Source organism: Streptomyces chartreusis NRRL 3882 (assembly GCF_900236475.1).
GTDB classification, from domain to species: Bacteria; Actinomycetota; Actinomycetes; order Streptomycetales; family Streptomycetaceae; genus Streptomyces; species Streptomyces chartreusis_D.
In genome coordinates this window covers 4,485,263-4,511,547 of record NZ_LT963352.1, presented here as the reverse complement: position 1 = coordinate 4,511,547, position 26,285 = coordinate 4,485,263, and the positions used below count along the sequence as shown (strand labels likewise).

The 26,285-nt window shown below is 73.3% G+C and carries 23 protein-coding genes; 16 read left to right on the top strand and 7 right to left on the bottom strand.

Annotation, left to right across the window (positions count from 1 at the left end):
* Positions 1 to 21: 21 nt before the first annotated feature.
* On the bottom strand, positions 22 to 2,460 hold the full coding sequence (locus SCNRRL3882_RS20200; protein WP_010032578.1) for an FtsX-like permease family protein: 2,439 nt from the start codon (positions 2,458 to 2,460) through the stop codon (positions 22 to 24).
* Positions 2,454 to 3,179 carry an ABC transporter ATP-binding protein gene (locus SCNRRL3882_RS20195; protein ID WP_010032575.1) on the bottom strand — a complete coding sequence of 242 codons (726 nt, stop codon included), beginning with the start codon at positions 3,177 to 3,179 and terminating at the stop codon, positions 2,454 to 2,456. Before SCNRRL3882_RS20195 ends, SCNRRL3882_RS20200 begins: the two co-directional genes overlap by 7 nt.
* A 156-nt stretch (positions 3,180 to 3,335) precedes the next feature.
* On the opposite strand from SCNRRL3882_RS20195, the gene SCNRRL3882_RS20190 reads away from it, so the two are divergent.
* From SCNRRL3882_RS20190 to SCNRRL3882_RS20175, 4 genes are all read left to right on the top strand, one after another.
* Entirely contained in the window at positions 3,336 to 4,607 is a 1,272-nt protein-coding gene (locus SCNRRL3882_RS20190; RefSeq protein ID WP_231911151.1) for a sensor histidine kinase, read from the top strand.
* A complete protein-coding gene (locus SCNRRL3882_RS20185) occupies positions 4,597 to 5,256 on the top strand; it encodes a response regulator (RefSeq protein ID WP_029180671.1) in 660 nt (219 codons plus the stop codon). The genes SCNRRL3882_RS20190 and SCNRRL3882_RS20185 overlap by 11 nt, the downstream gene beginning before the upstream one ends.
* Before the next feature lie 153 nt (positions 5,257 to 5,409).
* Positions 5,410 to 6,132 (top strand): ScbR family autoregulator-binding transcription factor, encoded by a 723-nt coding sequence (locus tag SCNRRL3882_RS20180; RefSeq protein WP_010032569.1) that lies wholly within the window; start codon positions 5,410 to 5,412, stop codon positions 6,130 to 6,132.
* 144 nt (positions 6,133 to 6,276) lie between these two features.
* Entirely contained in the window at positions 6,277 to 7,617 is a 1,341-nt protein-coding gene (locus tag SCNRRL3882_RS20175) for a cytochrome P450 family protein (protein WP_010032564.1), read from the top strand.
* Here SCNRRL3882_RS20175 and SCNRRL3882_RS20170 read toward each other — a convergent pair.
* Together SCNRRL3882_RS20170 and SCNRRL3882_RS20165 are read right to left on the bottom strand one after the other, a co-directional pair.
* The gene (locus tag SCNRRL3882_RS20170; protein WP_010032561.1) at positions 7,562 to 8,497 is read right to left on the bottom strand and encodes an NAD-dependent epimerase/dehydratase family protein; all 936 of its coding nucleotides are present in this window, start codon (positions 8,495 to 8,497) and stop codon (positions 7,562 to 7,564) included. The genes SCNRRL3882_RS20175 and SCNRRL3882_RS20170 overlap by 56 nt on opposite strands.
* Positions 8,494 to 9,546, bottom strand: coding sequence for a ScbA/BarX family gamma-butyrolactone biosynthesis protein (locus SCNRRL3882_RS20165; protein ID WP_010032560.1), 1,053 nt, complete (start codon positions 9,544 to 9,546; stop codon positions 8,494 to 8,496). Before SCNRRL3882_RS20165 ends, SCNRRL3882_RS20170 begins: the two co-directional genes overlap by 4 nt.
* A gap of 158 nt (positions 9,547 to 9,704) precedes the next feature.
* On the opposite strand from SCNRRL3882_RS20165, the gene SCNRRL3882_RS20160 reads away from it, so the two are divergent.
* From SCNRRL3882_RS20160 to SCNRRL3882_RS20145, 4 genes are all read left to right on the top strand, one after another.
* The gene (locus SCNRRL3882_RS20160) at positions 9,705 to 10,409 is read left to right on the top strand and encodes a ScbR family autoregulator-binding transcription factor (protein WP_010032559.1); all 705 of its coding nucleotides are present in this window, start codon (positions 9,705 to 9,707) and stop codon (positions 10,407 to 10,409) included.
* A gap of 178 nt (positions 10,410 to 10,587) precedes the next feature.
* Complete coding sequence (locus SCNRRL3882_RS20155) at positions 10,588 to 12,021, top strand: DUF2252 domain-containing protein (RefSeq protein WP_010032556.1); 1,434 nt, start codon at positions 10,588 to 10,590, stop codon at positions 12,019 to 12,021.
* A 70-nt stretch (positions 12,022 to 12,091) separates the two neighbouring features.
* Positions 12,092 to 13,006: a hypothetical protein gene (locus SCNRRL3882_RS20150; protein WP_231911149.1), complete on the top strand. Its 915-nt coding sequence runs from the start codon at positions 12,092 to 12,094 to the stop codon at positions 13,004 to 13,006.
* A 73-nt stretch (positions 13,007 to 13,079) separates the two neighbouring features.
* Positions 13,080 to 13,409 (top strand): rhodanese-like domain-containing protein, encoded by a 330-nt coding sequence (locus SCNRRL3882_RS20145; protein ID WP_010032550.1) that lies wholly within the window; start codon positions 13,080 to 13,082, stop codon positions 13,407 to 13,409.
* A gap of 36 nt (positions 13,410 to 13,445) precedes the next feature.
* Here SCNRRL3882_RS20145 and SCNRRL3882_RS20140 read toward each other — a convergent pair whose 3' ends face one another.
* Positions 13,446 to 14,579 carry an acyl-CoA dehydrogenase family protein gene (locus SCNRRL3882_RS20140; RefSeq protein ID WP_010032549.1) on the bottom strand — a complete coding sequence of 378 codons (1,134 nt, stop codon included), beginning with the start codon at positions 14,577 to 14,579 and terminating at the stop codon, positions 13,446 to 13,448.
* Between the two features lie 421 nt (positions 14,580 to 15,000).
* On the opposite strand from SCNRRL3882_RS20140, the gene SCNRRL3882_RS20135 reads away from it, so the two are divergent.
* The 3 genes from SCNRRL3882_RS20135 to SCNRRL3882_RS20125 are packed head-to-tail and all read left to right on the top strand — an operon-like array spanning position 15,001 to position 17,779.
* Positions 15,001 to 15,828, top strand: coding sequence for a DUF5819 family protein (locus SCNRRL3882_RS20135; RefSeq protein WP_010032548.1), 828 nt, complete (start codon positions 15,001 to 15,003; stop codon positions 15,826 to 15,828).
* A complete protein-coding gene (locus SCNRRL3882_RS20130; RefSeq protein WP_010032547.1) occupies positions 15,825 to 17,036 on the top strand; it encodes an HTTM domain-containing protein in 1,212 nt (403 codons plus the stop codon). Before SCNRRL3882_RS20135 ends, SCNRRL3882_RS20130 begins: the two co-directional genes overlap by 4 nt.
* A complete protein-coding gene (locus SCNRRL3882_RS20125) occupies positions 17,033 to 17,779 on the top strand; it encodes a TrmH family RNA methyltransferase (protein ID WP_010032545.1) in 747 nt (248 codons plus the stop codon). Before SCNRRL3882_RS20130 ends, SCNRRL3882_RS20125 begins: the two co-directional genes overlap by 4 nt.
* A gap of 189 nt (positions 17,780 to 17,968) precedes the next feature.
* On the opposite strand, the gene paaN is transcribed toward SCNRRL3882_RS20125, so the two are convergent.
* Positions 17,969 to 19,660: a phenylacetic acid degradation protein PaaN gene (gene paaN / locus SCNRRL3882_RS20120; protein WP_010032543.1), complete on the bottom strand. Its 1,692-nt coding sequence runs from the start codon at positions 19,658 to 19,660 to the stop codon at positions 17,969 to 17,971.
* Between the two features lie 160 nt (positions 19,661 to 19,820).
* On the opposite strand from paaN, the gene SCNRRL3882_RS20115 reads away from it, so the two are divergent.
* Both SCNRRL3882_RS20115 and SCNRRL3882_RS20110 read left to right on the top strand, forming a co-directional pair.
* Positions 19,821 to 21,338, top strand: coding sequence for a 3-hydroxyacyl-CoA dehydrogenase (locus tag SCNRRL3882_RS20115; RefSeq protein ID WP_010032540.1), 1,518 nt, complete (start codon positions 19,821 to 19,823; stop codon positions 21,336 to 21,338).
* Positions 21,335 to 21,925, top strand: coding sequence for a TetR/AcrR family transcriptional regulator (locus SCNRRL3882_RS20110; protein ID WP_010032538.1), 591 nt, complete (start codon positions 21,335 to 21,337; stop codon positions 21,923 to 21,925). Before SCNRRL3882_RS20115 ends, SCNRRL3882_RS20110 begins: the two co-directional genes overlap by 4 nt.
* A 16-nt stretch (positions 21,926 to 21,941) precedes the next feature.
* On the opposite strand, the gene SCNRRL3882_RS20105 is transcribed toward SCNRRL3882_RS20110, so the two are convergent.
* Complete coding sequence (locus SCNRRL3882_RS20105) at positions 21,942 to 22,427, bottom strand: Lrp/AsnC family transcriptional regulator (RefSeq protein ID WP_010032535.1); 486 nt, start codon at positions 22,425 to 22,427, stop codon at positions 21,942 to 21,944.
* Positions 22,428 to 22,618: 191 nt separating this feature from the next.
* Here SCNRRL3882_RS20105 and pdhA point away from each other — a divergent pair, with 191 nt between their 5' ends.
* From pdhA to SCNRRL3882_RS20090, 3 genes are read left to right on the top strand one after another with little or no spacing between them, the layout of a single operon-like run.
* Positions 22,619 to 23,764, top strand: coding sequence for a pyruvate dehydrogenase (acetyl-transferring) E1 component subunit alpha (gene pdhA, locus SCNRRL3882_RS20100; RefSeq protein ID WP_010032534.1), 1,146 nt, complete (start codon positions 22,619 to 22,621; stop codon positions 23,762 to 23,764).
* Complete coding sequence (locus tag SCNRRL3882_RS20095; RefSeq protein WP_010032533.1) at positions 23,761 to 24,765, top strand: alpha-ketoacid dehydrogenase subunit beta; 1,005 nt, start codon at positions 23,761 to 23,763, stop codon at positions 24,763 to 24,765. Before pdhA ends, SCNRRL3882_RS20095 begins: the two co-directional genes overlap by 4 nt.
* The gene (locus tag SCNRRL3882_RS20090; protein WP_029180670.1) at positions 24,765 to 26,168 is read left to right on the top strand and encodes a dihydrolipoamide acetyltransferase family protein; all 1,404 of its coding nucleotides are present in this window, start codon (positions 24,765 to 24,767) and stop codon (positions 26,166 to 26,168) included. The genes SCNRRL3882_RS20095 and SCNRRL3882_RS20090 overlap by 1 nt, the downstream gene beginning before the upstream one ends.
* Positions 26,169 to 26,285: the final 117 nt, after the last annotated feature.

The following is a 26,285-nucleotide window of genomic DNA, read 5'->3' as shown; positions in this document are numbered from 1 at the left end:
AATGGACCTGCCCTCGGGGCGTCACGCCCGTACGCCCGCCGGTTGTGCCGGGCGGCGGCGCAGGGCGAGGGCGGCCGGGACGATCGCGGAGGTCACGGCGAGGAGGGCACAGACGGCCGTCGTCGTGCCGAGGGCCTGCCAGGGGAGCTCGATCGTGACCGGGGCCGACAGCAGGGCGAGGGCGCTCGCCAGGCCGGCCAAATTGAGGGCGGCGACCAGGAGACCGAGAAGGGCACCGGCCGCCACGACCGTCAGGGCCTCGGCGCAGGTCAGCCTCAGGACCTGCCACCGGGTGGCGCCGGCCAGCCGCAGCGCGGCCAGGTCGCGGGCCCGGTCGGACGTCGCCATGACCATGGTGTTGGCCACGGAGATGCCCGTGTACAGGAGGGCGATGCCGAGGACCAGCAGGAGGCCGAGGCGGGTGGTGCGGTGTGCCTCGGGGCGGGTGGCCCGGATCCATTCCGCGCGGGTGAGGACCTGGCCGTTGCCGGTGCCGAGTGCCCGGCGGAGTGCGGTGACGACGGTTCCCGGGTCCGCTCCGGCGGTCAGGGCCACGTCGATCCGGTCGATCGTGGCGCCCGGGGCGTTGCGCGGGGTGACGTAGACGCCGTTGTCGCCGGTGCCGGTGCGCATCACCGCGGCGATCCGCAGGGTGCGCGGCGTTCCGTCGCCGAGCCAGACCCGGACCCGGTCGCCCACCCGGTGCCGCTGCCACTCCTCGTTGACGATGATCGAGTCGTCGTCGAGGTCGCTCACCGCGCCGGCGGCCAGGGGCAGGCGGGTGGTGGCCGCGAGGGGGCCGGGGGTGGCGGCGCGGGCCTCGGAGCGGATGAGTGCCACGCCGTCCTCCAGGACGTGGACGGCCGTCGAGGACGTCGGTGACGTCTCGATGCCCGGGACGGCGCGCAGTCTGCGCAGGGCGGCGGCGTCGAGGCCGGTGCCGGCCGGCGGGGTCACGACGAAGGCGGCGGTGGTGCGCTCACTCGTCTCGGTGCTCTTCGCCCGGTTCAGGGTCGCGGTGGCGCCGAGCAGGGAACCCGCGAGGGCGACGGTGACCAGGACGGGCGCCGCGAGCGCGGCGGTGCGGCGCATCCCGGCGGCGGTGTTCTCGCGGACCAGCAGGGCGCAGGCACCGGGCAGCCACGTCAGCAGCCGGGTCAGGGGGCGCAGCACCAGCGGGGAGAGCAGGGCGGCCGCGGTGATCAGCAGCATCGGGCGGCTGACGAAGGACTTGCGGTGCAGCAGACCGGCCGGGTCGCCGGCCAGGGACAGGCCCAGGGTCACCACGGCCGTCAGCAGCAGGACAGTGCCGCAGAGCAGGCGGCCCCGGGTGATCGTGCCGCTCTCCGCCGCGGCCTCCCGCAGTGCCTCGGTGGGGCCGGTGCGGCCGGCCCGCCAGGACGCCGCGGTCGCTCCGCACAGTGCGACGAGCAGGCCGGTCCAGAAGGCCGCGTGGTACGGCCAGGTGTGGTCGCCGATGGTGAACCAGGCCGGGGCGAGACCGTTGGCGACGACCCAGGCGGCGAGGCGCGGTGCCCCGTGGGAGCCGAGCGCGCAGCCGGCGGCCGAGGCGAGGGTGCCGACGGCGAGGGCCTCGGCGAGGACGGTCCGGCGGATCTGGCCCGGAGTGGCCCCGGCGGTGCGCAGCAGGGCGAACTCCCGGCGCCGCTGGGCGACCGCGAAGGCGAAGGTCGACGCCACGACGAACACCGACACGAAGGCGGTGACGCCGCCTGCCGTGCCGAACAGGGAGTTCATCGCCGTGAGGGCCTCGCTGTCCCGGCCGGGATCGGCGTCGGCGAGGCGGCGCGCGGTCCCGGTGAGGACCTGGGCGCTGCCGCCCACCGCCGCCCGCACGGCTGCCGGGTCGGCCTCGACGACCAACTGCGTGACCGGCGGCGCGAGTCGGGCTGCTCGGGCGTCGGTGAAGAACACGGCGTTCTCGAAGCCGCGCGAGGTGAGTGTGCCGACGACGCGTACGGTGCCCCGGTCGGTGCGCAGGCGTTGACCCGGGTGTGCCCGGTCGCCGGTGACGACGGCCTCGTCGGCCGCGCGCGGTGCCCGGCCGGTGGCGAGGTCGTAGGGGGCGAACGCGGCGGTGGACCAGGGGTGGCCGACCAGGTCGGCGGGGCCGCCCTCCGCTCGTACGGGGAACGCCCGGTCCTCGACGACCCGGCCCAGCTTCCGCAACCGCGCGACGGTCGTGGCCGGTACGGGACGCGGGTGCGCGAGCCGGGACTCGCGGGCGCCGATCGGGGTCGGTACGCGCAGGGTGTCCTGTCCCTTGACCACGACGGGCGCTGCCGCGAAGCGTTCGGGGGCGCGCTCCGGGGCGGTGGCCGACGAGGCCAGGGCCAGGCCCGTCACGGTGAGCAGCGCCACGCCCAGCGAGAGCGCGACGAAGCTGCCGGTGAAGGTGGCCCAGCGGGTGCGCAGGGTGCGCAGGGCGACGCTCAGCACGGCACGGCCTCCAGGCGGGTCATGCGCGCGGCGACGGTGTCGGCGCTCGGGCCGGTCAACTCCCCGTGGACACGCCCGTCGACGAGGAAGACCACGCGGTCGGCGTACGCGGCGGCCACCGGGTCGTGCGTGACCATGACGACGGTCTGGCCCTCGCGGTCGACCATGCCGCGCAGCAGCCCGAGCACCTCGCGGCCGGTGCCGGTGTCCAGGGCGCCGGTCGGTTCGTCGGCGAACAGCACGTCGGGACGGGTGATCAACGCGCGGGCCAGGGCGACACGTTGCTGCTGGCCGCCGGAGAGCCGGGACGGTCTGTGCCGGGCTCGTTCAGCGAGGCCGACCTGCTGGAGCGCCTGGCGCACCCGGGCCTTGGCAACGCGCCGGCCGGCCAGCCGCAGGGGCAGGGCGACGTTCTGCTCGGCGGTCAGCGAGGGCAGCAGGTTGAACGCCTGGAAGACGAACCCGACGCGCTCGCGGCGCAGCAGGGTCAGCCGGCGCTCGCTCAGCCCGGCCAGTTCGGTGCCGGCGAGGCTGACCGAGCCGGAGGTCGGCCGGTCCAGGCCGGCGGCGCACTGGAGCAGGGTCGACTTGCCGGAGCCGGAGGGGCCCATGACGGCGGTGAAGGTCCCGGCGGGGAACGCCAGGGAGACCTCGTCGAGTGCGGTCACGGGCCCGTACGTCCTGGTGACCGAGTCCAGCCGGACGGCGTCGTGTGTCATGGGTTCCCCCTGGTGTCGGTGTCGCTTCCACCAAACCGGGCGGGGGCGGGTGTGCGCAGTGCGGCGGGGCCTAGAACTGGGGTAGGGCCAGGCATACCTCCGGGCCTCCGTCCGAGCCCATGGCCGGGGCCCCGGCCCGCTTCTACGGTGATCCCCATGCATCCTCGGAACGTGTGGCAGGCCATGTCCCGCCCCGGTTATCCGCTGTCGGCGTGGCCGTGGCGGTCGGCCGCATACCTGCTCACCGGCGCGGTGACCGGTGTCGTCGTGCTCGTGGGGATCGCGGTCTCGGTGGCGGCCGGCGGGGTGCTCGCCCTCGCGCTGGTGGGGCTGCCCCTGCTGCTCGGGACGGCCCTGGCGGGCATTCCGGTGGCGGCGGTGGAGCGGTTCCGGCTGCGGCTGGTCGACGCGGAGCCGGCGTCCGACCCGCACGAGGCGCCCCGGGAGCCGGGGCTGCGGGCCTGGCTGTCGACCCGGTTGCGGGAGCGGGCCACCTGGCGGGAGCTGGGCCACGCCCTGCTGTTCGCGGGGCTGTTGTGGCCGGTCGACGCCCTCGCGTTCGCCGTCTTCCTGCTGGGACCGCTCTCCGTGGTGGCGACTCCCGTGCTCATGGCCGTCTTGGGCGAGGCGAAGGTCCTCAAGCTGTGGCTGGTCACCACCTGGCCCGCTGCCGTCGGGTGTGCCGTCCTCGGGCTGGTCCTGCTCGGTCTGGGCGCCTACCTGCTGGGCGTCGCCGCCGGTGCGCGGGCCGGGCTGGCCCGGCTGCTGGTCGCGCCGCGCGAGGCCGACCTAGGGGCAAGGGTGGTCGAACTGGCCCGGTCCCGGGTGCGGTTGGTGGACGCGTTCGAGGCGGAACGGCGGCGGATCGAGCGCGATCTGCACGACGGGGCGCAGCAGCGGCTCGTCGCCCTGACCATGACGCTCGGCCTGGCCCGGCTGGACGCCCCGCCGGGTCCGCTGGCCGAGCAGCTCGCCAAGGCCCATGCTCAGGCGGGCACGGCCCTTGAGGAACTGCGCGAACTCATCCACGGCATCCACCCCAAGGTCCTCGCCGACTACGGCCTCGAAGCCGCCGTCGCCGACGCCGCCGACCGCTCGGCGGTGCCCGTGGACGTCGATCTGCAGCTGCCCGGGCGGTTCTCCCAGGCCGTCGAGGCCGCCGCGTACTTCGTGGTGTGCGAGGCGCTCGCCAACGTGGGCAGGCACAGCGGGGCGAGCCGGGCGGAAGTGAGCGGCGGGTACCGCAGCGGCCGGCTGGTCCTGTCGATCCGCGACGACGGGCGCGGTGGTGCGCGGGCCGGGGAGGGCAGCGGGCTGACCGGACTCGCCGACCGGGTGTCGGTGCTCGATGGCAGACTCTCCCTGTCCAGTCCGCCCGGCGGACCGACCCTGCTGCGTGTGGAGATCCCTTGTGACCCTGCGAGTTGAGCGACCGCTGCGGGTGGTCCTGGCCGAGGACAGCGTGCTGCTGCGGGACGGGCTCGTCGGGCTGCTCGGCCGCTGCGGACACGAGGTCGTCGCGGCCGTCGGGGACGCCGGGGCACTGATCGCGGCCGTCGGGGAGCACGCGCCCGACGTGGTCGTGACGGACGTGCGGATGCCGCCCGGCTTCCAGGACGAGGGCCTGCACGCGGCGGTACGGCTGCGCCAGGAGCGGCCCACGCTGCCCGTCCTGGTCCTCAGCCAGTACGTGCAGCGCCGGTACGCCGCCGAGCTGCTGGACTCCGGTGACGGCACGGGCGTCGGCTATCTGCTCAAGGACCGGGTCGGTCAGGTCGAGGAGTTCGTCGAGGCGCTCGGCGAGGTGGCCGACGGCGGCACGGTCGTCGACCCCGAGGTCGTACGGCAGTTGCTGCGCCGCCGCCGCGACCCGCTGGAGCGGCTCACCCCACGTGAGCGGGAGGTGCTGGCGCTGATCGCGGAGGGCAGGTCCAACGGCGCGATCGCGCGCGAACTGGTCGTCTCCGAGGCGGCCGTGGGCAAGCACATCTCCGGCATCCTCACCAAGCTTGACCTGCCACCGGCGGACGAGACGCATCGCCGGGTGCTGGCCGTGCTGGCGTACTTGCGGGCGTAGGAGCGGGTCGGCCGGGCCCGGCCGACCCGCTCCCGGCGGGGGCGGCAGGCGGTGACGGCCGGACCGAACCCCCTCGGCCCGGGAGCGCGTTGTGCAAAAACCAGCGAGTTGGTTTCATTGCGTCGCCATCAGAGCCCTCCACGGGAGCCAGGGGTGACCAAACAGGACCGGGCCGTCCGGACCCGTCTCGCGCTGATCCGGTCGGCGGCCGAGCAGTTCGAGGCGCGGGGATACATCCGGGCCAGTCTTGCGGAGATCAGCGCGGGAGCCGGCGTCAGCTCGGGCGCGCTGCACTTCCACTTCGCGAACAAGGCCGCCGTGGCCGAAGCCGTCGAGCGCGCGGCCGCCCGTGCGCTGCGCCGGGTCGCGGCCCGGGGCCGCGGCGGCGACGGGTGCGCCCTGCAGCGCCTCGTGGACGTCACGCACCACGTCGCCCGGCTGCTGTGCGCCGACATCGTGGTGCGCGCGGGGCTGCGGCTCAACGCCGAGGCGGTCGCCGGGCGGGTGCGTGACCTGCGCCGGGAGTGGCGGGAGTGCGTGCACGAGCTGCTGGCCGAGGCGGAGCGCAGGGGCGAACTCGCCGCCGGGATGCCGCCCCACCGCTCCAGCGCCGTGGTCCTCGCCGCCACGACCGGCATCGAGGTGCTGGCCCGGGAGGACCCCGGCTGGCTCGCCCGCCCCTCGCTGACCGACCTGTGGCACCTGCTCCTGCCGTGCGTGGCCGCACCACACCTGGCCGGCGCACTGGACCCGGCCGGGACCGGGCCGGACCACGCGGACCCGCACGCCGACGGGGAGGCGGACGTCGGCAGGGAGGCGGACACGGCGGACGGGGCGCTGGAGGAGCCGGGCCGGGCGGGACTCGCGCTGCGGTAGCAGGGCGTCCCGGCGGGCGCCGGTCGGCCCCTCCCATGGCCGACAGCGGGTGAAGTGGTGGCCAAAACAAACCGGATGCCAAGTTTTTTCGTCACTTGGATCGCACGATGGTTCCCCAGCCTCTGGACCGAGGAGCGATGAGTCATGGCACAGCACGCCTGCCCCTTCCTGGCGATCGACCCGTCCGGCCAGGATCTCTACGGCGAGATAGCCCGGATCCGGGCCCAGGGACCGGCCGTGGAGGTGGAACTCCCGGGCGGCGTACGGGCGTGGTGGATCAACGGCCTGGAGCTGAACAAACGGCTCCTGGCCGGCCCCGAGACGAGCAAGGACGCCTTCCAGCACTGGCCGGCCTGGATCAACGGGGACATCTCCCGCACCTGGCCGCTGGCGATCTGGGTGTCGGTGCGCAACATGGTCACGGCCTACGGCACCGACCACAGCCGGCTGCGCAGGCCGATGGCCGCCGCCTTCACCAAGCGCCGTGTCGACGCGCTGCTGCCGCGCGTCCAGGAGATCGTCGACCGGGCGCTGGACGACCTGGAGCGGATCCCGGAGGGCGAAGTCGTCGACCTGCGGGCGGGGTTCGCGGCGCCGATACCGCATGAGGTGGTGTGCGAACTCTTCGGCGTGCCGCCGGGGGAAGACGGCCCGCGGAGCGCCCTCTACCGCATCATCAACCGCTTCTTCGACACGGCGATCACCCTGGAGGACGCCCAGGCCAACGGGGTCGAGCTGTACGGCACGCTGACCGCGTTCCTCCAGTACAAGCGCGAGCACCCGGCCGACGATCTGACGACGGCCCTGATGGCCGCGCACGACGAAGGCAGCCTCAGCGAACAGGAGTTGATGGACAACCTGATCCTGCTGCTCACCGCGGGCTTCGAGACGACCGTCAACCTCATCGACAACACCGTGCACAGCCTGCTCGCCCACCCCGACCAGCTCGAACTCGTCCGCACCGGGCAGGTGACCTGGGAGGACGCCATCGAGGAGTCGCTGCGCTTCGAGGCGCCCGGTGCCATGTCGGGACTGCGCTACGCCGTCGAGGACATCGAGATCGAGCCAGGTCTGACGATCCCGAAGGGCGACCCGGTCGTGGTCTCGTTCGCCGGTGCCGGACGCGACCCCGAGCGGCACGGCCCGGACGCCGAACGGTTCGACGTCACCCGGTCCACCAGCCGCGACCACGTGTCCTTCGGCCACGGCGTGCACCACTGCCTGGGCCGGCCCCTCGCCATGGCCGAGGCGACGGTGGCTCTGACGTCCCTGTTCGACCGGTTCCCGCGGCTGGCCCTGGCCGATCCGTCCCGGCCCCCGCAGCGGCTGCGGTCCATCATCTCCACGGGGCACCAGGAGTTGCCCGTGCTGCTGCACGGCCGCGGTGCCGGTTCGCAGCCGGGTCCGCGTCCGGAGGAGGCGGAGGCGATCAGGAAGCTCTCCGGCCTCGGAGGAACGAGCGGTACCAGGGTGCCGCGCGTCTGAACTCGGCCGCGAACCCCTCGCCGGGCGAGCAGTCGAGGTCCTTCCAGAAGGCGTCGTCCACGAACCAGTGGTCGACCGTGAGCATGCCGAGGTGATGGAGGGCCAGCGGCTTCCCGGCGGCCCGGTCCAGGGCGGTGGCGACGTCCACCGCCGCGCCGCCGCCGGGCTCCTCCAGCAGCGTGCCCACGGCCCCGAGCAGGTCCGGGACGCTCACCGGCTCGGGGTGGTTGACGTGGTGCACACCGCCGTCGTGCGCCGGGGACAGGGCGGCGGCCACCACCGCACGGCCCAGGCTGTCGACGTCGATCATCGACTGGAGCGCCGCACAGCCGGTGAGGGCCGTCGTCGACAACTCGCCCAGCAGCCACACCAGTCCGGGGACGGCCCACCGGTCGCCCTCGCCGTACACGAGGTGCGGGCGCAGCACCAGACCGCCCGCGTCGAGGACGTGCCGTTCGGCGGCGGCCCGGGTGCGGCTGGTGGCCGACGCGGGCGCGATCGGCACCTCCCCGGGGCGTACACCGCGGAAGGGGCCCCGGCCGTGGACGGCGGCCGTGCTCACGTACACGATCCGGCTCACCCCGGCGCGCACGGCCTCCTCGACCAGGGCTCGTGTGCCCAGGTCGTTCATGGCCTCGACGGTCCCGGCGTCGCCGCCGATCCGGGTGGCGCAGTGCACCAGGACGTCGGTGCCCGCGCAGCTGCCGCGCAGGGAGGGCGGGTCGCCGAGGTCGCCGTGGACGAACGCGCCGGGGCCGGCCTCCGGTGGGGTACGGCGTGACAAGTGCCGGACCCGGACGCCGGGTTGCCGTTCTGCGGCGGCGGCGACCCTGCTGCCGACGAAGCCGCTGGTGCCCGTGATCAGAAGGTCGACCGTCACGACAGGGACCGTACCCGGGCCGGTAGCGGGCAGGTCAGCGTGGCGCTGAAGACGGACTCGCCGTCCTGCCGCCCCGAGACCCGTACGGTCGTCTCTCCGGGATCTCCCGGCCCCTCGTCGAGCACCTCCGTCTCGATCCAGCACGGGCTGTGCAGCTCCGCGTACCGGGAGAAGGTCGCGGCCATCGAGCGGGGCAGGAAAGGGTGCCGACCGGAGGCGGCGGTCGCTGCCTGGCGGGCCGCCTCGAACAGGACCATGCCCGGCACATGGTCGTTGGGCCGCGGGAAGAGCACCGGATGGCCGGTGTCCACGCGCAGCCGCCAGACGCCGGGGCGGTCGGCGGGGGCGAGGACGACGTCCTCGGCGCGGGAGCGGCCGGCCAGCGCCGGTGATATGCCGGGCAGCAGCGGAACCGGGGTGCCCACTTCGGCCAACTGCGCGGCCCGCAGCCGGCGGTAGGCGAGCGGCGAGGTGCAGCCGGTGCTGCCGGTGCCGCGGGCGACGAAGCGTCCCGCGCGGCGGAACTCCATCGTGGTCCGCATGCTGTGCAGGCCGCGACCGCGACGGCGTATCTCGGAGCACACGACGTCGATCTCGACCGGTTGTGCCGCGTCCGACAGCAGGAGCGCGGACGGGTCGGTGTGGACCGTCAGGTCCCACATGACGAAGTGGGTGTCCGCGGGGGCGCCGAACTCGGCGTGCGCGAGCACCATCGAGGCCTGCCGCAACGTTTCGCCCACGACCATCGGGTCCTGGTGGCGGTCGTCCACGGGCCCGAAGAAGGCGTGGTCGGCCGGCCAGTGAGCGGTGAAGCGGAAGCGGGTTTCGGAGATGCGGCGCCACCGGACGGGGAAGACGTCTGCTTCCGTGGTGCGGTGGGCGAGTTCCTTGGTGACCGAGGTGACCGAGGGGGCTTCGGTGGTTTCTGCGGAGTCGGTGGCTGCGGCTTGTGGCGCGTTCTCGACGGCCGCAGCGGTTCTGTTTGCCGGACGGCCCTCCTGTCCGGTCTGATCGTCCGTGGGTGCGCTTAAAGGTTCTGACTGCGGCATGAGAACCCCCAGGATCGGCTGCCTGGCTGAGGTCGGCGTTGACTAAGATACGGACGAGCCGGTTTTTTTCAAAGGGTTGGACAAACCGCTGGGACAGGCTCTCGCGCCCCCGCCGCACAGCGATTTCACTGCGATCGACGGAGATCAGGAGGCACCCGATGGCGCGACAGGAGCGCGCGATCCGCACCCGGCGGACCATCCTCGAAGCGGCCGCGGCCGTCTTCGACGAACGTGGCTACACCTCGGCGACCATCGGGGAGATCCTGGACCGGGCGGGCGTCACCAAGGGCGCGCTGTACTTCCACTTCGGTTCCAAGGAGGAGCTGGCGGTCGGGGTGTTCGAGGAGCAGCTCGGGATCACGCTCCCGCCCCAGTCCAGCAAGCTCCAGGAACTCGTCGACTCCGGGCTGGTGCTGGCCCGCCGGCTGCGGTCCGAACCGCTGGTTCGCGCCAGTGTGGGGCTCGCCCTCGACCAGGGGGCCATGGACCTCGACCGCACTCCGGCCTTCCGGATGTGGATCGACCAGAACGTGCAGATGCTGGCCGAGGCGAAGGCGCAGGGCGAACTGCTGCCGCATGTCGACGTGGCCGAGACGGCGGAGCTGCTGGTCGGCAGCTTCTCGGGGGTGCAGCTGCTGTCCCAGTTGCGCTGCCAGCGGCAGGACCTGGAGCGCCGCATCATCGTGATGTTCGAACACTTCCTGCCGAGCATCGCCGTCCCCGCGGTGCTGGCCCGGCTCGACATCTCCGCGGAGCGGGCCGAGCGGGTGCTGGCGCAGGGGCAGGTGGAGGTGCCCGTGCAGGGGCGGGTGCAGGTGCAGGAGGGGGCCGTGCCGGCGGCGCAGGTCTCGTCGGGGGCGTAGGAGCCGGCCCGAGTGCGACGGCCCCGTGAGTGTCGCTGTCCGTCCTTGCCTGTTCCTTTCTGCTCCGCATGGGTTGTCCACAGCTGTGGAGATGTCCACAGGGTCTGACGCGTTCCGGCCGTCGGCTGTACGGTCGGCACGAGTTGATGTTCGTGCCCGTGCGGGGGAGGCGGTCGGTGTGACCAGGGACGGTGCTGGGGCCGAGGGCGGGGCGGCGCACGGGGCGACCCGTCGGCTGCCGCGGGTGCGCGGTTTCGCCGAGTGGCCCGTCGAGGGCTCGCCCAAGGACGAGGGCAAGGCCCTGCGCAAGCGGATCCCGCGCAGCGCGCATGCCACGCTCGATCCGGACGAGTCCCGGCCCGATGCGGTGAGCGCGGTCGAGGAGTCGGGGCGCGGCCGGCTCCCCGAGCTGACGCCGATCCGGGTCGGCCGCATGGCCGCCACCCCGTTCGCGTTCCTGCGCGGCGCCGCGGGCCTCATGGCCCACGACCTGGCGCGCACCCCCATGACCCGGATCCGGGCCCAGATCTGCGGCGACGCCCACGCGGCCAACTTCGGCCTGTACGGCGACGCCCGCGGCGGCCTGGTCATCGATCTGAACGACTTCGACGAGACGGTGCTCGGCCCCTGGGAGTGGGACGTGAAGCGCCTCGCGGCGTCCCTGGTGCTCGCGGGCCGGGAGGCCGGAGCGGACGAGGACAGGTGCCGCAAGGCGGCCTGTGACGCGGTGGGTGCCTACCGCCGCACCATGCGGCTGCTGGCGAGGCTCCCGGTGCTGGACGCGTGGAACGCCATCGCGGACGAGGAGCTCGTCTCCCACACGGACGCCCATGACCTGCTCGGCACGCTGGAGCGGGTCTCCGAGAAGGCCCGCCACAACACCAGCGGCCGTTTCGCGGCCAAGTCGACGGAGGCCACCGAGGACGGCGGGCGCCGCTTCGTCGACGCCCCGCCGGTGCTGCGGCGCGTCCCGGACGAGGAGGCCGCGGCGGTTGCGGCGTCCCTGGAGGAGTACGTCGGCACGCTGCCGGAGGACCGGCTGCCGCTCCTCGCCCGGCACGCGGTGCACGACGTGGCGTTCCGCGTCGTCGGCACCGGCAGCGTCGGCACCCGGTCCTACGTCGTGCTGCTCCTGGACCACCGGGGCGAGCCGCTGGTGCTCCAGGTGAAGGAGGCGCGGGCGTCGGCGCTCGTGCCGCACCTGGTGACGGCCGGTTTCGACGCGCCGGCGGCCGGCCACGAGGGCCGGCGGGTCGTCCTGGGGCAGAAGCGGATGCAGGTCGTGAGCGACATCCTGCTGGGCTGGACGACGGTCGACGGGCGCCCCTTCCAGGTCCGCCAGTTCCGCAACCGCAAGGGCAGCGTCGATCCGGCCGCCCTGGCAGCCGACCAGATAGACGACTACGGCCGGATGACCGGCGCCCTCCTGGCCCGCGCCCACGCCCACAGCGCCGACCCCCGCCTCATCGCCGGCTACTGCGGCAAGAGCGAGGAGCTGGACGAGGCGATGGCCGCGTTCGCCGTCGCCTATGCGGACCGTACGGAGGCGGACCACGCGGACCTGGTGGCGGCGGTGCGGGCGGGGAAGGTCGCGGCGGAGACGGGGGTGTGACTCCTGGGCTCTGCGGGCGCGCGGCTGTCCGGAGCGCGGGAGTGGCCGGGCCGTGGCCTACGCTGGTCGGGTGACGACCCCGGAAGCTGAGCAGGGTGGTGGCGGCGCCGGTGAGGAACGGGTGACGCCCGAAGGTGACGCGGCGCGTGCCGAGGACGGCGAGGTTCGCCCCGAGGACGGTGCGGCGCAGAGCGAAGGCGAGGCGGCGCGGCCCGAGGCGCGGCTGGAGAAGGCCGTGCGGGCCGCCGAGCAGGCGCTGATCGAGTACGAGATCGCGGTGGAGACCTTCCGCGTCGAGGTCGAGAACTTCTCCCGGCTGCACGAACAGAAGCTCGGTCCGGTGTACGCCCGGCTGGAGGAGCTGGACGCCCGGATCCTGGAGGCCAGGGCCGCCCGCAGCGGCGACGCGGAGGACCGGCGCCGCGCGGAGGAGGCAAGGGCCCGGCTCGCGCCGATCCCCGGCGTCGAGGAGCTGCTGCACGGCTGGATGGACGACAGCGGCCTGTTCCCGGAGGCCGTGGCGATGCTCACGGACCAGGCGGTCCGGCCACCGCAGCGGGTCCGCCCCAGCGAGGAGGCCCGCAAGCTCTACCGCGAGCTGGCCCGCAAGGCCCACCCGGACCTGGCGCAGGAGGAGCAGGAACGCGCGCGGCGCGAGGAGTTCATCACCCGGGTGAACGCCGCCTACGCCCGGGGCGACGAGGCGGAGCTGCGCGAGCTCGCCGAGGAGTGGGCCAAGGGGCCAGAGCTGAAGCGGGGCCCGAGCCGCGCCGAGGAGCTCTACGCCCGCCTCGAATGGCTCGCCCAGCGCAAGGAGCTGCTCGCCCTGCTCGCCAAGGAGCTGGAGGAGAGCGCCATAGGCCACATGCTCCAGCTGGCCCCGGACGACCCGGACGGCCTCCTGGACGAGATCGGGCAGCAGCTGCTCACCCAGGTCACCGAGCGGGAGCGGGAGCTGGCCGCGCTGCTCGCGGACACCCCGTAGGGCCTGTCGTCCGGGTCAGGGCGGGGCACGGGCCGGTTCGGGTAGCGTCGGACGCATGAGTTTCGGAGCTGGTGTGCCCACGGTCGAGGTCGCGGACCTCAAGGACGGCGACTTCCTGCTGGACGTCCGGGAGGACGACGAGTGGAAGGCCGGTCATGCCGAAGGGGCGCTGCACATCCCCATCAGCGACTTCGTCGCCCGGTACGGCGAGCTGACCGAGGCCGCCCCGCAGGACGGCCGGATCCATGTGATCTGCCGGTCCGGCGGGCGTTCCGCCCAGGTCACCATGTACCTGGCCCAGCAGGGCATCGACGCCGTGAACGTCGACGGCGGCATGCAGGTGTGGGAGGCGGCGGGCCGTCCCGTCGTGACGGACGACGGGCAGCCCGGGTTCGTCCTGTAGCGGCTGTAGCGCCCTCCGCCGCAGCCGCCGGTGGGTTCAGGCCAGGGGATGGGCCGCCAGCAGGTCGCCCAAGGTCTCCTCGTGCGCCGCCGCCGGGCCGAGTGACAGCTCCAGGTGCTTGGCCCAGGCGTGGTACCGGTGCAGGGGGTAGTCGACGTCGGCGCCGAACCCGCCGTGCAGGTGCTGCGCGGTCTGCACGACCCGGCGTACGCCCTCCGCCGCCCAGATCTTGGCGACGGCGACGTCACCGGTGGCGGGCAGCGCGCCCGGGGCCCCCGAGGCGATCCGCCACGCGGCCTGCCACAGCGTGGCCTCCATCGCGCGCAGGTCGATGTAGCGGTCGGCGGCCTGCACGGCGACGGCCTGGAAGGTCGCGATCGGGAAGCCGAACTGCTCCCGCTCGCTCGTGTACGCGCCGGTCATCCGCAGCACGCGCTCCCCGAGCCCGAGCGCCAGCGCACACGTCCCGGTGGCCAGCAGGTCCCGCAGCCACTCCCACGCCCCGTCGGCGTCGATCACGTCCCGGGCGGTCAGCCGCGCCGACTCCAGCCGCAGCTCGCCGAGCCGCTCACCGCTCGTGGAGAACTGCTCGGTGAGGACGGCCCCCTCGTGGCCACGCGGCACCAACGCCAGCACGGTCCGGCCCGTCTCCGTGTGCGCGGGGACGACCGTGACGTCCGCGTCGTACGCCCACGGCACCGCCGTCTGCACTCCGTCCAGCACCCACGCCTCGCCGTCCCGCCGTGCGGTGACGGCGAGCTCGGCCGGGTCGTGGCCGGTGCGGCCGTGTGCGGCGACGGTCAGCACGAGCTCGCCCCGGCCCGCCCGGGCCGCCAGGGTGGCCTTCGCCTCCTCGCTGCCGTAGGCCTGGACGACGGCGGCTGCCGCGCTGTTCTCCAGCAGCGGCACCCTGGCCAGCACCCGCCCCGACTCCCGCAGCACCAGGCACAGCGCGATCGCGTCCAGGCCTGCCCCGCCGTAGTGCGCGTCCAGCAGCAGGCTCAGCAGGTCGGCGTCGGCGAGCTTGGCCCACAGGGCGCGGTCGAAGGTGTCGGCGACCGCGCCCGCAGTCAGGGCCGGGCTGGGCACGGCGTCCGGCGCGACCGCGGTGAACACGCCCTTCGCCGCCTCGGCCGCCGCCTGCTGCTCCTCGGTGAAGCTGAAGTCCACGGTGCCTGTCCTTCCGGCCGGTCCCGTTGAGCTGACGGGCGCAAGATAGAACACGTTCTAGAAGAAGGGAATGGGCGTACGGGCGGACGCCGTAGGGTGTCACTCCTGCGGACGAGCTGCCCGGGCGCCCTGTGGATAACCTGCGGGGGTCCCCTGTGGACCGGGGGGATCACTGCTCCCCGGCCGCCGCGAGCGCCGTACGGTCGGCTTCCCGTCGGCATCCGGTCGGCATCCGGTCCGCCGAGGGGCGGCTTCCGTGGTGTGGTGACGGCCACGGCCGGAACCGGACGAAGAGGCTGTGCCCGGGTGGGCGGCCTGAGTACCGTGCCCGTGCCGACGTCGCGCAGCGGTGCGCGGGCGGTGCGACGCCCTCGCGACCGGGCGGACGGAACGACGGACCGGGATCGTGGAACGGGGCTGAATGGACGCGTACGACGGAGGCTCGAACGCCCGGCACGGGCTGGACGGGCCGGCCGCGCCGGGTGTGCCGGCCGAGTCGGGCGGGTCTGTCCCGGCGGTCGGTCCTGCCGAGCCCCACCCGCCTGCCGAGCCGGACCCGCCCGCCGAGCCGGACCCGTTCGCCGGACCCCGCACCGGTATAGCCGCGCTCTCCCTGCGCTACCAGATAGGTGTCGCGCTGGCGCTCGCGGTCGTGGCGGTCGGGGTGTGTGTGCACCTCGGGATGACGTTCCTGCACGTCGCGCCGCCGAACACCGTCACCAGGGAGCACGGCACGGCCGTGGACGACTGGATCTATCCCGAGTTCGAGCAGAACTGGAAGCTCTTCGCGCCGAACCCGCTCCAGCAGAACATCTCCATCCAGGTCCGCGCCGAGGTCCGGGACGGGGAAGGCGGGACGCTGACCACCGGCTGGTACGACCTGTCCGCCGAGGACGGCCGGGCCATCGACGGCAACCTGCTGCCCAGCCACACCCAGCAGAACGAGCTGCGCCGCGCCTGGGACTTCTTCCTTGCGACCCACGACAGCGAGGACCGCCCGGTGGGCCTGCGCGGCTCGCTCTCCGAGTCGTACCTGCGCCGGATCGTGGTGCTGCGCCTCGACCGCGACGACGCCGTGCGGGCCACCACCGGGGGTGCCGGTGTCATCGAGCGGGTCCAGGTCCGCTCCCGCACCAGCAACGTGCCCCCGCCGCGGTGGAGCCGGGAGAAGGTCTCCACGACGCCGGTCTACCGCGAGCTGCCGTGGTGGCCGGTGCCGCAGGACGAGGCCGGGGGTGGCGTGCGGTGAACCGCTTTTCCCTGGCCTTCTCGCGCGGTGTCGCCCGGGTCACCGAGGCCGCCCTCGGCCCCTATCAGACCGCCGTGATCCGCATCGGCTTCAGTGCGACCTGGCTGCTGTTCCTGCTGCGCGAGTTCCCCCACCGCCACGAGCTCTACGGCCCCGACGGGCCCTGGAGCTGGGGTCTCGCCGAGCAGTTGATCGGGACCAACAAGGCGTTCACCGCTCTCATGTGGTCGGACGGCGGGATCTGGTTCGAGAGCGTCTACCTGCTCGCGATCCTCGCCAGTGCCCTGCTGATGCTGGGCTGGCGCACCCGCACCCTGTCGGTGCTGTTCATGGTCGGCGTGCTGTCGCTCCAGAACCGCAGCGTCTTCATGGGCGACGGTGGCGACAACGTGCTGCACCTGATGTCGATCTACCTGGTGTTCACGCGCTGCGCCCAGGTGTGGTCGCTGGACGCCCGGCGGGCCGCGCGCGCCCGGGCGGCACACGCGCGGGGTGAGCGGGTCAGGGACCGGACCGGCCCGGCCCTGTGGGGTGTGCTCGGGTTCGTGCTGGTCGGGGTGACCCTGGCCGGCCGGATGGAGGGCGACCGGCTGATACCGGCGCTGCTGTGGACCGTGTGGGTGGCGCAGGCCCTGTGGTGGCTGACGGGGCGCCGCGCGAAGCCCGGTGAGCCGCGGATCATGCTCGACGTCGTCGCCAACATCGTGCACAACGGCGCCCTGCTCGTGATCATGGCCGAGGCGTGCCTGATCTACGCGACTGCCGGCTGGTACAAGATCCAGGGCTCCCGCTGGCAGGACGGCACCGCCGTCTACTACCCGCTCCACCTGGAGTACTTCTCGCCCTGGCCCGGGCTCGCCGACCTGCTGACCGCCAGCGGCACGATGGTGATGCTGGTGACCTACGGGACGGTCCTCGTGCAGGTCGCCTTCCCGTTCACGCTGTTCAACCGGCGGGTGAAGAACGTCCTGCTCGCGGTCATGATCACCGAGCACGCCGTGATCGCCGTCGTGCTCGGACTGCCGTTCTTCTCGCTGGCGATGATCGCGGCGGACGCGGTGTTCCTGCCGACGACCTTCCTGCGCCGCCTGGGCGGCGGGGCGGCCCGCGCGCGTGACCGGCTGCTGCGGCGCGGCGGGCCCGCGCAGTCCCCCGACCAGCACGCCCACGAACGCCCCGAGGCCACGCACGTAGGCTTCGGGACATGACCGACCCCGTCACCGTCTGGCGCCGGCTCGCCGGCAGCAGCGTCCTGCTCGACGGCTTCCACGCCCTGAAGCACGCCGTGCGCTTCGGCGCCGAGGTGCCGGTCGCGGTCGCCGCCGACCGGGCGGCCACGCTCGCCCTCGCCGACGAGTTGGCTCCCGACGTACAGGACGCGCTGGCCGGGCTGCTGACGGAGGTGCCGCACGAGACGTACGCGTCGTTCGTCCCGCGCCCGCACCCCACCGCCGTGGCCGCCCTGGCCGTACGGCCCTCCCGCGCGTCCAACCTGGAGAAGCTGGCGCACACCCCTCGCACGGCCCCCGTCGTGGTCCTCGACAACCCGCGCAACCTGGGCAACGCGGGGGCGGTGATCCGCCTGGCCGCCGGCCTCGGGGCGACGGGCGTGGTGACGACGGGGACGGTCGACCCCTGGCACCCCACCGTCGTACGCGGCGGGGCCGGGCTGCACTTCGCGACGGCGGTGGAACGGCTGGAGGTGTCCGACCTGCCGCCCGGCCCGCTGTTCGCGCTGGACCCGGAGGGCGACGACATCCGGGCCACGAAGCTCCCGGACGACGCCGTCCTCGCCTTCGGATCGGAACGCACGGGCCTGTCACCGGAACTACGCACGCGTGCGGACCAGTTGCTGTCCCTGCCGATGCGCCCCCAGGTCAGCAGCTACAACCTGGCGACGAGCGTGGCGATGGCCCTGTACCACTGGAGCTGCGGCGTGGCTGGAATGTGAACAACGCATTTCTCCTTTCACCTAGGGCCTGTCATTTGGATCAGTTCGCAGGGAAGTGACAGTGCCACTCAGCCCCCGCGTCTGCGACGTGATCCAAACGACAGGCCCTAGTTCTGCACCAGTTGCCCCGTACTCCCAACGGGTGAAGCTGGCTATCGGGGAGCGTTTACCAGGCGGCCCACCGAGGCGTCAGGCCTCCCGCCGCACCTCCACAACCCTGAACCGGTTGGCGACGAACGCCCCGTCACACAGCGCCGCACTCGCCGCCGGATTGCCGCCCGACCCATGGAAGTCGGAGAACGCGGCCGTCTGGTTCACATACACCCCGCCCGTGAGATTCAGTGACAACTGCGCCGCCTCCTCCAGGCACACCTCCCGCACGGCCTGCTCGACCTCCGGGTCGGTCGTGTACGCCCCGACGGTCATCGCGCCCTTCTCCCGGACGGTGCGCCGCAGCAACTCCGCCGCGTCCGCCGCCGAGTCGACCGCCACGGCGAAGGAGACCGGCCCGAAGCACTCGCTCATGTACGCGGCCTCCGCGTCCGGCTTGGCCCCGTCCAGCTTCACGATCACCGGCGTACGGACGACCGCACCGGGGAAGTCCGGGTTGGTGATCTCCCGGGAGGCCAGGGCGACTTCGCCCAGCCCCGCCGCCGACTCCAGCCGGGCCTTCACGTCCGGGTTGACGATCGCGCCCAGCAGCGCGTTCGCCCGGGCGTCGTCGCCCAGCAGCCCGTCGACCGCCTTGGCGAGGTCGGCGACCACCTCGTCGTACGACTTGGGGCCCTGGTCCGTGGTGATGCCCTCGCGCGGGACCAGCAGGTTCTGCGGGGTCGTGCACATCTGGCCGCTGTACAGGGACAGCGAGAACGCGAGGTTGGAGAGCATGCCCTTGTAGTCGGACGTGGAGTGGACGACCACCGTGTTGACGCCGGCCTTCTCCGTGTAGACCTGCGCCTGGCGGGCGTTGGCCTCCAGCCAGTCGCCGAACGCGGTCGAGCCCGTGTAGTCGATGATCCGGATCTCGGGACGCGTCGCCAGGGTCTTCGCGATGCCCTCGCCGGGGCGCTCCGCGGCGAGCGCCACCAGGTTCGGGTCGAAGCCGGTCTCCGCGAGCACCTCGCGGGCGACCTGCACGGTGAGCGCGAGGGGCAGCACCGCGCGCGGGTGGGGCTTGACCAGGACCGCGTTGCCGGTGGCGAGGGAGGCGAACAGGCCCGGGTAGCCGTTCCACGTCGGGAAGGTGTTGCAGCCGATGACCAGGCCGATGCCGCGCGGGACGGGCGTGAACTGCTTGGTCATGGCCAGCGGGTCGCGCTTGCCCTGGGGCTTGGTCCACTCCGCCGTGTCGGGCGTGCGCACCTGCTCCACGTACGCGTACGCCACCGCCTCCAGGCCGCGGTCCTGCGCGTGCGGCCCGCCCGCCTGGAACGCCATCATGAACGCCTGGCCGGAGGTGTGCATGACCGCGTGTGCGAACTCGTGCGTCCGGTCGCTGATGCGCTTGAGGATCTCCAGGCAGACCACCGCGCGCTGCTCCGCGCCCGCGTCCCGCCAGTCCCGCTGCCCGGCCTTCATGGCGGGCAGCAGCACGTCGAGGTCCGCGTGCGGGTACGTCACGCCCAGGTCGATGCCGTACGGGGAGGTCTCGCCGCCCACCCAGTCGTCCGTGCCCGGCTGGCCGAGGTCGAGGCGGGTGCCGAGCAGGGCGTCGAAGGCGGCCTTGCCCGCGGCCGCGTCCAGGCTGCCGTTCTCCCCGTAGGCCTTGGGGTGCTCGGGGTGCGGGGACCAGTACGCGCGCGTGCGGATCGCTTCCAGCGCCTGGTCGAGGGTGGACCGGTGCCGGGCGATCAGCTCGTGCGCCGAGAGTGCGGCGGTCATGGGTGACCAACTCCTCGTCTCAAGAACTCTTCGTCGAGTTCATGACCTGGGCAGAAACCTGGGCAGGAACGGACGGACAGAGCTAGAGTAACCGAACGATCGGTCGGTTCAAGGGGGTCCGCCGCATCTGTGGAAAACCCCGTGCGGGAGGATCGCGCACATGACAGCACTCGACCTCAGCAGCCCCGTGGCCGTCGTCGGCACCGGCACCATGGGCCAGGGAATCGCCCAGGTCGCGCTGGTCGCGGGCCATCCCGTACGGCTGTACGACGCCCTCCCGGGACGGGCGCGGGAGGCCGCCGACGCGATCGGGGCCCGCCTCGACCGGCTCGTCGAGAAGGACCGGCTCACCGGCGCCGACCGGGACGCCGCCCGGGCCCGGCTGCTGCCCGCCGAGTCGCTCTCCGAGCTGGCGGACTGCGCCCTGGTCGTCGAGGCGGTGCTGGAGCGGCTGGACGTCAAACAGGACCTGTTCCGCGAGCTGGAGGGCGTCGTCGACGACGACTGCCTGCTCGCCACCAACACCTCGTCCTTGTCCGTCACCGCCATCGGCGGCGCTCTGCGCACCCCCGGCCGCTTCGTCGGTCTGCACTTCTTCAACCCCGCGCCGCTGCTCCCGCTGGTCGAAGTCGTCTCCGGGTTCGCCACCGACGTCACGTACGCCACGCGCGCGTACGAGACCGCCCGCGCCTGGGGCAAGACGCCGGTCGCCTGCGCGGACACCCCCGGCTTCATCGTCAACCGCATCGCCCGGCCCTTCTACGCCGAGGCCTTCGCGGTCCACGAGGCGCAGGGCGCCGACCCGGCCACCATCGACGCCGTGCTGCGCGAGTCGGGCGGCTTCAGGATGGGCGCGTTCGAGCTGACCGACCTGATCGGCCAGGACGTCAACGAATCCGTCACGCGGTCGGTCTGGCAGTCCTTCTTCCAGGACGTGCGCTTCACGCCGTCCCTCGCCCAGCGCCGCCTGGTCGAGTCCGGCCGGCTGGGCCGCAAGTCGGGCCAGGGCTGGTACGACCACCGGGACGGCGCCGAGCGCCCCGAGCCGGACACCGCCGAGCAGCGGCAGCCGCCCGCGTACGTCGTCGCCGAGGGCGACCTGGGCCCGGCCGCCGACCTGCTCGCGCTGATCCGCGAGGCGGGCATCCGGGTCCGCGACGAGGACGACGACAACGGCACCCGCCTGGTGCTGCCGAGCGGCGGCCAGCTCGTCCTCGCCGACGGGCAGACCTCCGTGGAGTTCCGGGACGTCGTCTACTTCGACCTCGCCCTGGACTACCGCAGGGCCACCCGGATCGCCCTGTCCGCCTCCCAGGACACCTCCCCGCAGACCCTCGCCGAGGCCACCGGCCTCTTCCAGGCGCTCGGCAAGCAGGTCAGCGTCATCGGGGACGTACCCGGCATGATCGTCGCCCGTACGGTCGCGCGGATCATCGACCTGGCGCACGACGCGGTCGCCAAGGGCGTGGCCACCGAGGAGGACATCGACACCGCGATGCGCCTCGGGGTCAACTACCCCCTGGGTCCCTTCGAGTGGAGCCGCCGGCTCGGCCGCTGCTGGGCCTACGCGCTCCTGGACGACCTGCACCTGCGCGACCCCTCGGGGCGCTACGCGCCGTCCCTCGCGCTGTACCGCCACGCCCACGCCTCCGACAAGCGGGAGGGCAACGCCTCATGACCACCGCCAAGCGCGATACCTACACCCCGGACACCCTGCTGTCCGTCGCCGTCCGGGTGTTCAACGAGCGCGGCTACGACGGCACCTCCATGGAGCACCTCTCCAAGGCGGCCGGCATCTCCAAGTCGTCGATCTACCACCACGTCGCCGGTAAGGAGGAGCTGCTGCGCCGTGCCGTGAGCCGGGCGCTGGACGGCCTCTTCGGGATCCTCGACGAGGAGCACGCGCGCGTGGGGCCCGCCGCCGAGCGACTGGAGTACGTCGTCCGGCGCATGGTCGAGGTGCTCATAGCCGAACTGCCCTACGTGACCCTCCTGCTGCGCGTGCGCGGCAACACGGACACCGAGCGGTGGGCCCTGGAGCGCCGCCGCGACTTCGACCACCGGGTGGCCGACCTGCTCAAGGCCGCTGCCGCGGACGGGGACGTGCGCGGCGACGTAGAGGTGCGGCTGGTGACCCGGCTGGTCTTCGGCATGATCAACTCGATCGTCGAGTGGTACCGGCCGGACGGGCGGGGCATGAGCGAGCGCGAGGTGGCCGACGCGGTGGTGCAGCTGGCGTTCGGGGGTCTGCGCAAAGCCGGGTGACGCGCTCCTGCGTGCCTCAGCCCTGCGGCTCCAGGTCCTCTTCCTCGAACACCAGCAGGGTGCGCGTGCTGAGCACCTGCGGGATCGCCTGGAGCCGGGTCAGCACCAGCTCGCGCAGCGCCCGGTTGTCGGACACGTGCACCAGCAGCAGCACGTCGAAATCCCCGCCCACCAGGGCGATGTGCGAGGCACCGGGCAGCTGTCTGAGCTCCTCGCGCACCGTGCGCCAGGAGTTCTGCACGATCTTCAGGGTGATGTAGGCGGACGTCCCCTGGCCCGCCCGTTCGTGGTTGACGCGGGCGCCGAAGCCGCGGATGACACCGTCCTCGACGAGCCGGTTGATGCGGGCGTAGGCGTTGGCGCGCGAGACGTGGACCCGCTCGGCGACCGACCGTATCGAGGCGCGGCCGTCCGCCTGGAGCATGCGCAGGATGTCCTGGTCGATGGCGTCCAGCGGACGCGGCGGGGGCAGCGGGCCGCTGTCCTCCTGGCTTTCGGCCATTTGTTCAGATGCCACCTGCGCCGACCTCCCCACCATGGACGTACTGCGTCCATCTCAGGTTGTGGAGAACCGTTTGTCCACAGCCTGAGGCCACCCGTAGCCAAATTGTGCCGACGACCGAACAATCGGTAGGTGAGGCGCGTCACAGCCGACGCGCCTGCACGAAGCCGCTCCCACGAGGAGGTGCCGTCATGACGGTCATGGAGCAGCGGGGCGCGTACCGGCCGACCCCGCCGCCCGCCTGGCAGCCCCGCACGGACCCCGCGCCGCTGCTGCCCGACGCTGAGCCGTACCGCGTCCTCGGCACCGAGGCGGCCGCGAAGGCCGACCCCGAGCTGCTGCGGACGCTGTACGCCCAGCTGGTCCGCGGCCGCCGCTACAACGCGCAGGCCACCGCGCTCACCAAGCAGGGCCGCCTCGCCGTCTACCCCTCCACCACCGGCCAGGAGGCCTGCGAGATCGCCGCCGCGCTCGTGCTGAAGGAGCAGGACTGGCTCTTCCCCAGCTACCGCGACACGCTCGCCGTCGTGGCCCGCGGCGTGGACCCCGTCGAGGCGCTCACGCTGCTGCGCGGCGACTGGCACACCGGCTACGACCCCTACGAACACCGGGTCGCCCCCCTGTGCACCCCGCTCGCCACCCAGCTGCCGCACGCCGTGGGCCTCGCCCACGCCGCCCGGCTCAAGGGCGACGACGTGGTCGCGCTGGCCATGGTCGGTGACGGCGGCACCAGCGAGGGCGACTTCCACGAGGCGCTGAACTTCGCCGCCGTCTGGCAGGCCCCGGTGGTCTTCCTCGTGCAGAACAACGGCTTCGCGATCTCCGTCCCGCTCGCCAAGCAGACCGCGGCCCCGTCGCTGGCCCACAAGGCCGTCGGCTACGGCATGCCCGGCCGCCTGGTCGACGGCAACGACGCCGCCGCAGTGCACGAGGTGCTGAGCGACGCCGTACGGCACGCGCGCGCGGGCGGCGGGCCCACCCTGGTCGAGGCGATCACGTACCGCGTCGACGCCCACACGAACGCCGACGACGCGACCCGCTACCGCGGCGACGCCGAGGTCGAGACCTGGCGCGAGCACGACCCGATCCAGCTGCTGGAGCGGGAGCTGACCGCGCGCGGCCTGCTCGACGAGGCCGGAAAGCAGGCCGCGCGGGACGCCGCCGAGGCGATGGCCGCCGACCTGCGCGCGCACATGAACCAGGACCCGGCACTCGACCCCATGGACCTGTTCGCCCACGTCTACGCCGAGCCCACCGCGCAACTGCGCGAGCAACAGGACCAGTTGCGGGCTGAGTTGGAGGCCGAGGCCGAGCCGGAGGGGGGCACGCACCGATGACCACCGTCGCCGTCAAGCCGGCCACCATGGCACAGGCCCTCACGCGCGCGCTGCGCGACGCCATGGCCGCCGACCCCGCCGTGCACGTCATGGGCGAGGACGTCGGCACCCTCGGCGGCGTCTTCCGCGTCACCGACGGACTCGCCAAGGAGTTCGGCGAGGACCGCTGCACGGACACCCCGCTCGCGGAGGCGGGGATCCTGGGCACGGCGGTGGGCATGGCCATGTACGGCCTGCGCCCGGTCGTGGAGATGCAGTTCGACGCGTTCGCCTACCCGGCGTTCGAACAGCTCGTCTCGCACGTGTCCCGCATGCGCAACCGCACCCGCGGCACGATGCCGCTCCCGATCACCATCCGCGTCCCCTACGGCGGCGGCATCGGCGGTGTCGAGCACCACAGCGACTCCTCCGAGGCGTACTACATGGCGACTCCGGGGCTCCATGTCGTCACGCCGGCCACCGTCGCCGACGCCTACGGCCTGCTGCGCGCCGCGATCGCCTCCGACGACCCGGTCGTCTTCCTGGAGCCGAAGCGGCTGTACTGGTCGAAGGACTCCTGGAACCCCGAGGAGCCGGCGCCGGTTGCACCCATAGGCCGCGCGGTGGTGCGGCGCCCGGGCCGGAGCGCCACGCTCATCACGTACGGGCCGTCCGTACCCGTCTGCATGGAGGCGGCCGAGGCGGCCCGGGCCGAGGGCTGGGACCTGGAAGTCGTCGACCTGCGCTCCCTGGTGCCGTTCGACGACGAGACGGTGTGCGCCGCGGTGCGGCGGACGGGACGCGCGCTCGTCGTCCACGAGTCGGGCTCCTTCGGCGGCCCGGGCGGGGAGATCGCGGCCCGGGTCACGGAGCGCTGTTTCCACCACCTGGAGGCGCCGGTGCTGCGCGTGGCCGGGTTCGACGTCCCGTATCCGCCGCCGATGCTGGAGCGCCACCACCTGCCCGGTGTGGACCGGATCCTTGACGCCGTGGGGCGTCTGCAGTGGGAGGCCGAGAGCTGATGGCACACGCTTCTGGTATGCACAGCCTGGAGTTCAAGCTGCCCGACCTCGGCGAAGGGCTCACCGAGGCGGAAATCGTGCGGTGGCTCGTCGAGGTCGGAGACCTCGTCGAGATCGACCAGCCGGTCGTCGAGGTCGAGACGGCCAAGGCGATGGTGGAGGTGCCCTGCCCCTACGGCGGTGTGGTCACGGCCCGCTTCGGCGAGGAGGGCACGGAACTGCCCGTCGGGGCGCCGCTGATCACGGTCGCGGTGGGGGAGCGGCCTCAGTCCGGTACCGGGGACGCCGCCGGAGCCGAGAATTCCGGGAACGTCCTGGTCGGCTACGGCACGTCCGAGGCGCCCGCGCGGCGACGCAGGGTGCGGCAGGACAGGCCGGTGTCCGGCGCGCCCGCGGCAGGTTCTCGGGCGGTGACCGGACAGAGCACCGTCCCGGCGGCGGTGAACGGGCAGGCGGGTGCCCCCGAGACCGAGGACGGCCCCGTTCCCGTGATCTCGCCCCTGGTGCGCAGGCTGGCCCGGCAGAACGGCCTCGACCTGCGGGAGCTGACCGGGTCCGGCCCCGACGGGCTGATCCTGCGGGCGGACGTGGAGTACGCGCTGCGTGCCGCTGCCCAGTCGGGTGCGGTGGCGCCGACGGCCGAGCCGCACACCCCCGAGCCGCAGGCGGCGGGGACGGCCGCCGCGGCGCAGCCCACCGCGACAGCGGCCCGTGGCGAGATCCGCACCCCGCTCAAGGGCATCCGGGGCGCGGTCGCCGACAAGCTGGCGCGCAGCCGCCGCGAGATCCCGGACGCGACCTGCTGGGTGGACGCCGACGCCACGGAGCTCATGCGGGCGCGCACGGCCATGAACGCGGCCGGCGGCCCGAAGATCTCCCTCCTGGCGCTGCTGGCCCGGATCTGCACGGCGGCCCTCGCCCGCTTCCCCGAGCTCAACTCCACCGTGGACGCGGAGGCCAGGGAGGTCGTCCGGTTCGACCACGTGCACCTGGGCTTCGCCGCGCAGACCGACCGGGGACTGGTCGTCCCGGTCGTCCGGGACGCGCACGCGCGCGACGCCGAGTCGCTGACCGCGGAGTTCGCCCGGCTGACCGAGGCGGGCCGGACCGGGACGCTGACGCCCGCGGAACTCACCGGCGGGACCTTCACGCTGAACAACTACGGCGTCTTCGGCGTCGACGGCTCCACACCGATCATCAACCACCCCGAGGCGGCCATGCTCGGCGTAGGCCGCATCGTCCCCAAGCCGTGGGTGCACGGGGGCGAGCTGGCGGTGCGGCAGGTCGTCCAGCTCTCGCTCACCTTCGACCACCGGGTGTGCGACGGCGGCACGGCGGGCGGCTTCCTGCGCTACGTGGCGGACTGCGTGGAACAGCCGGCGGTGCTGCTACGGACGCTGTGATTCCGTCCGGCCCCGGCAGGACGGACGCTGTGATTCCTGTTCGGCCCGTGAGCTGGTGCCCGTGAGGGTGTCGGTTCCCCCGCGTTCCTTGTGATCGCGGAGGCACGCATACTCGGG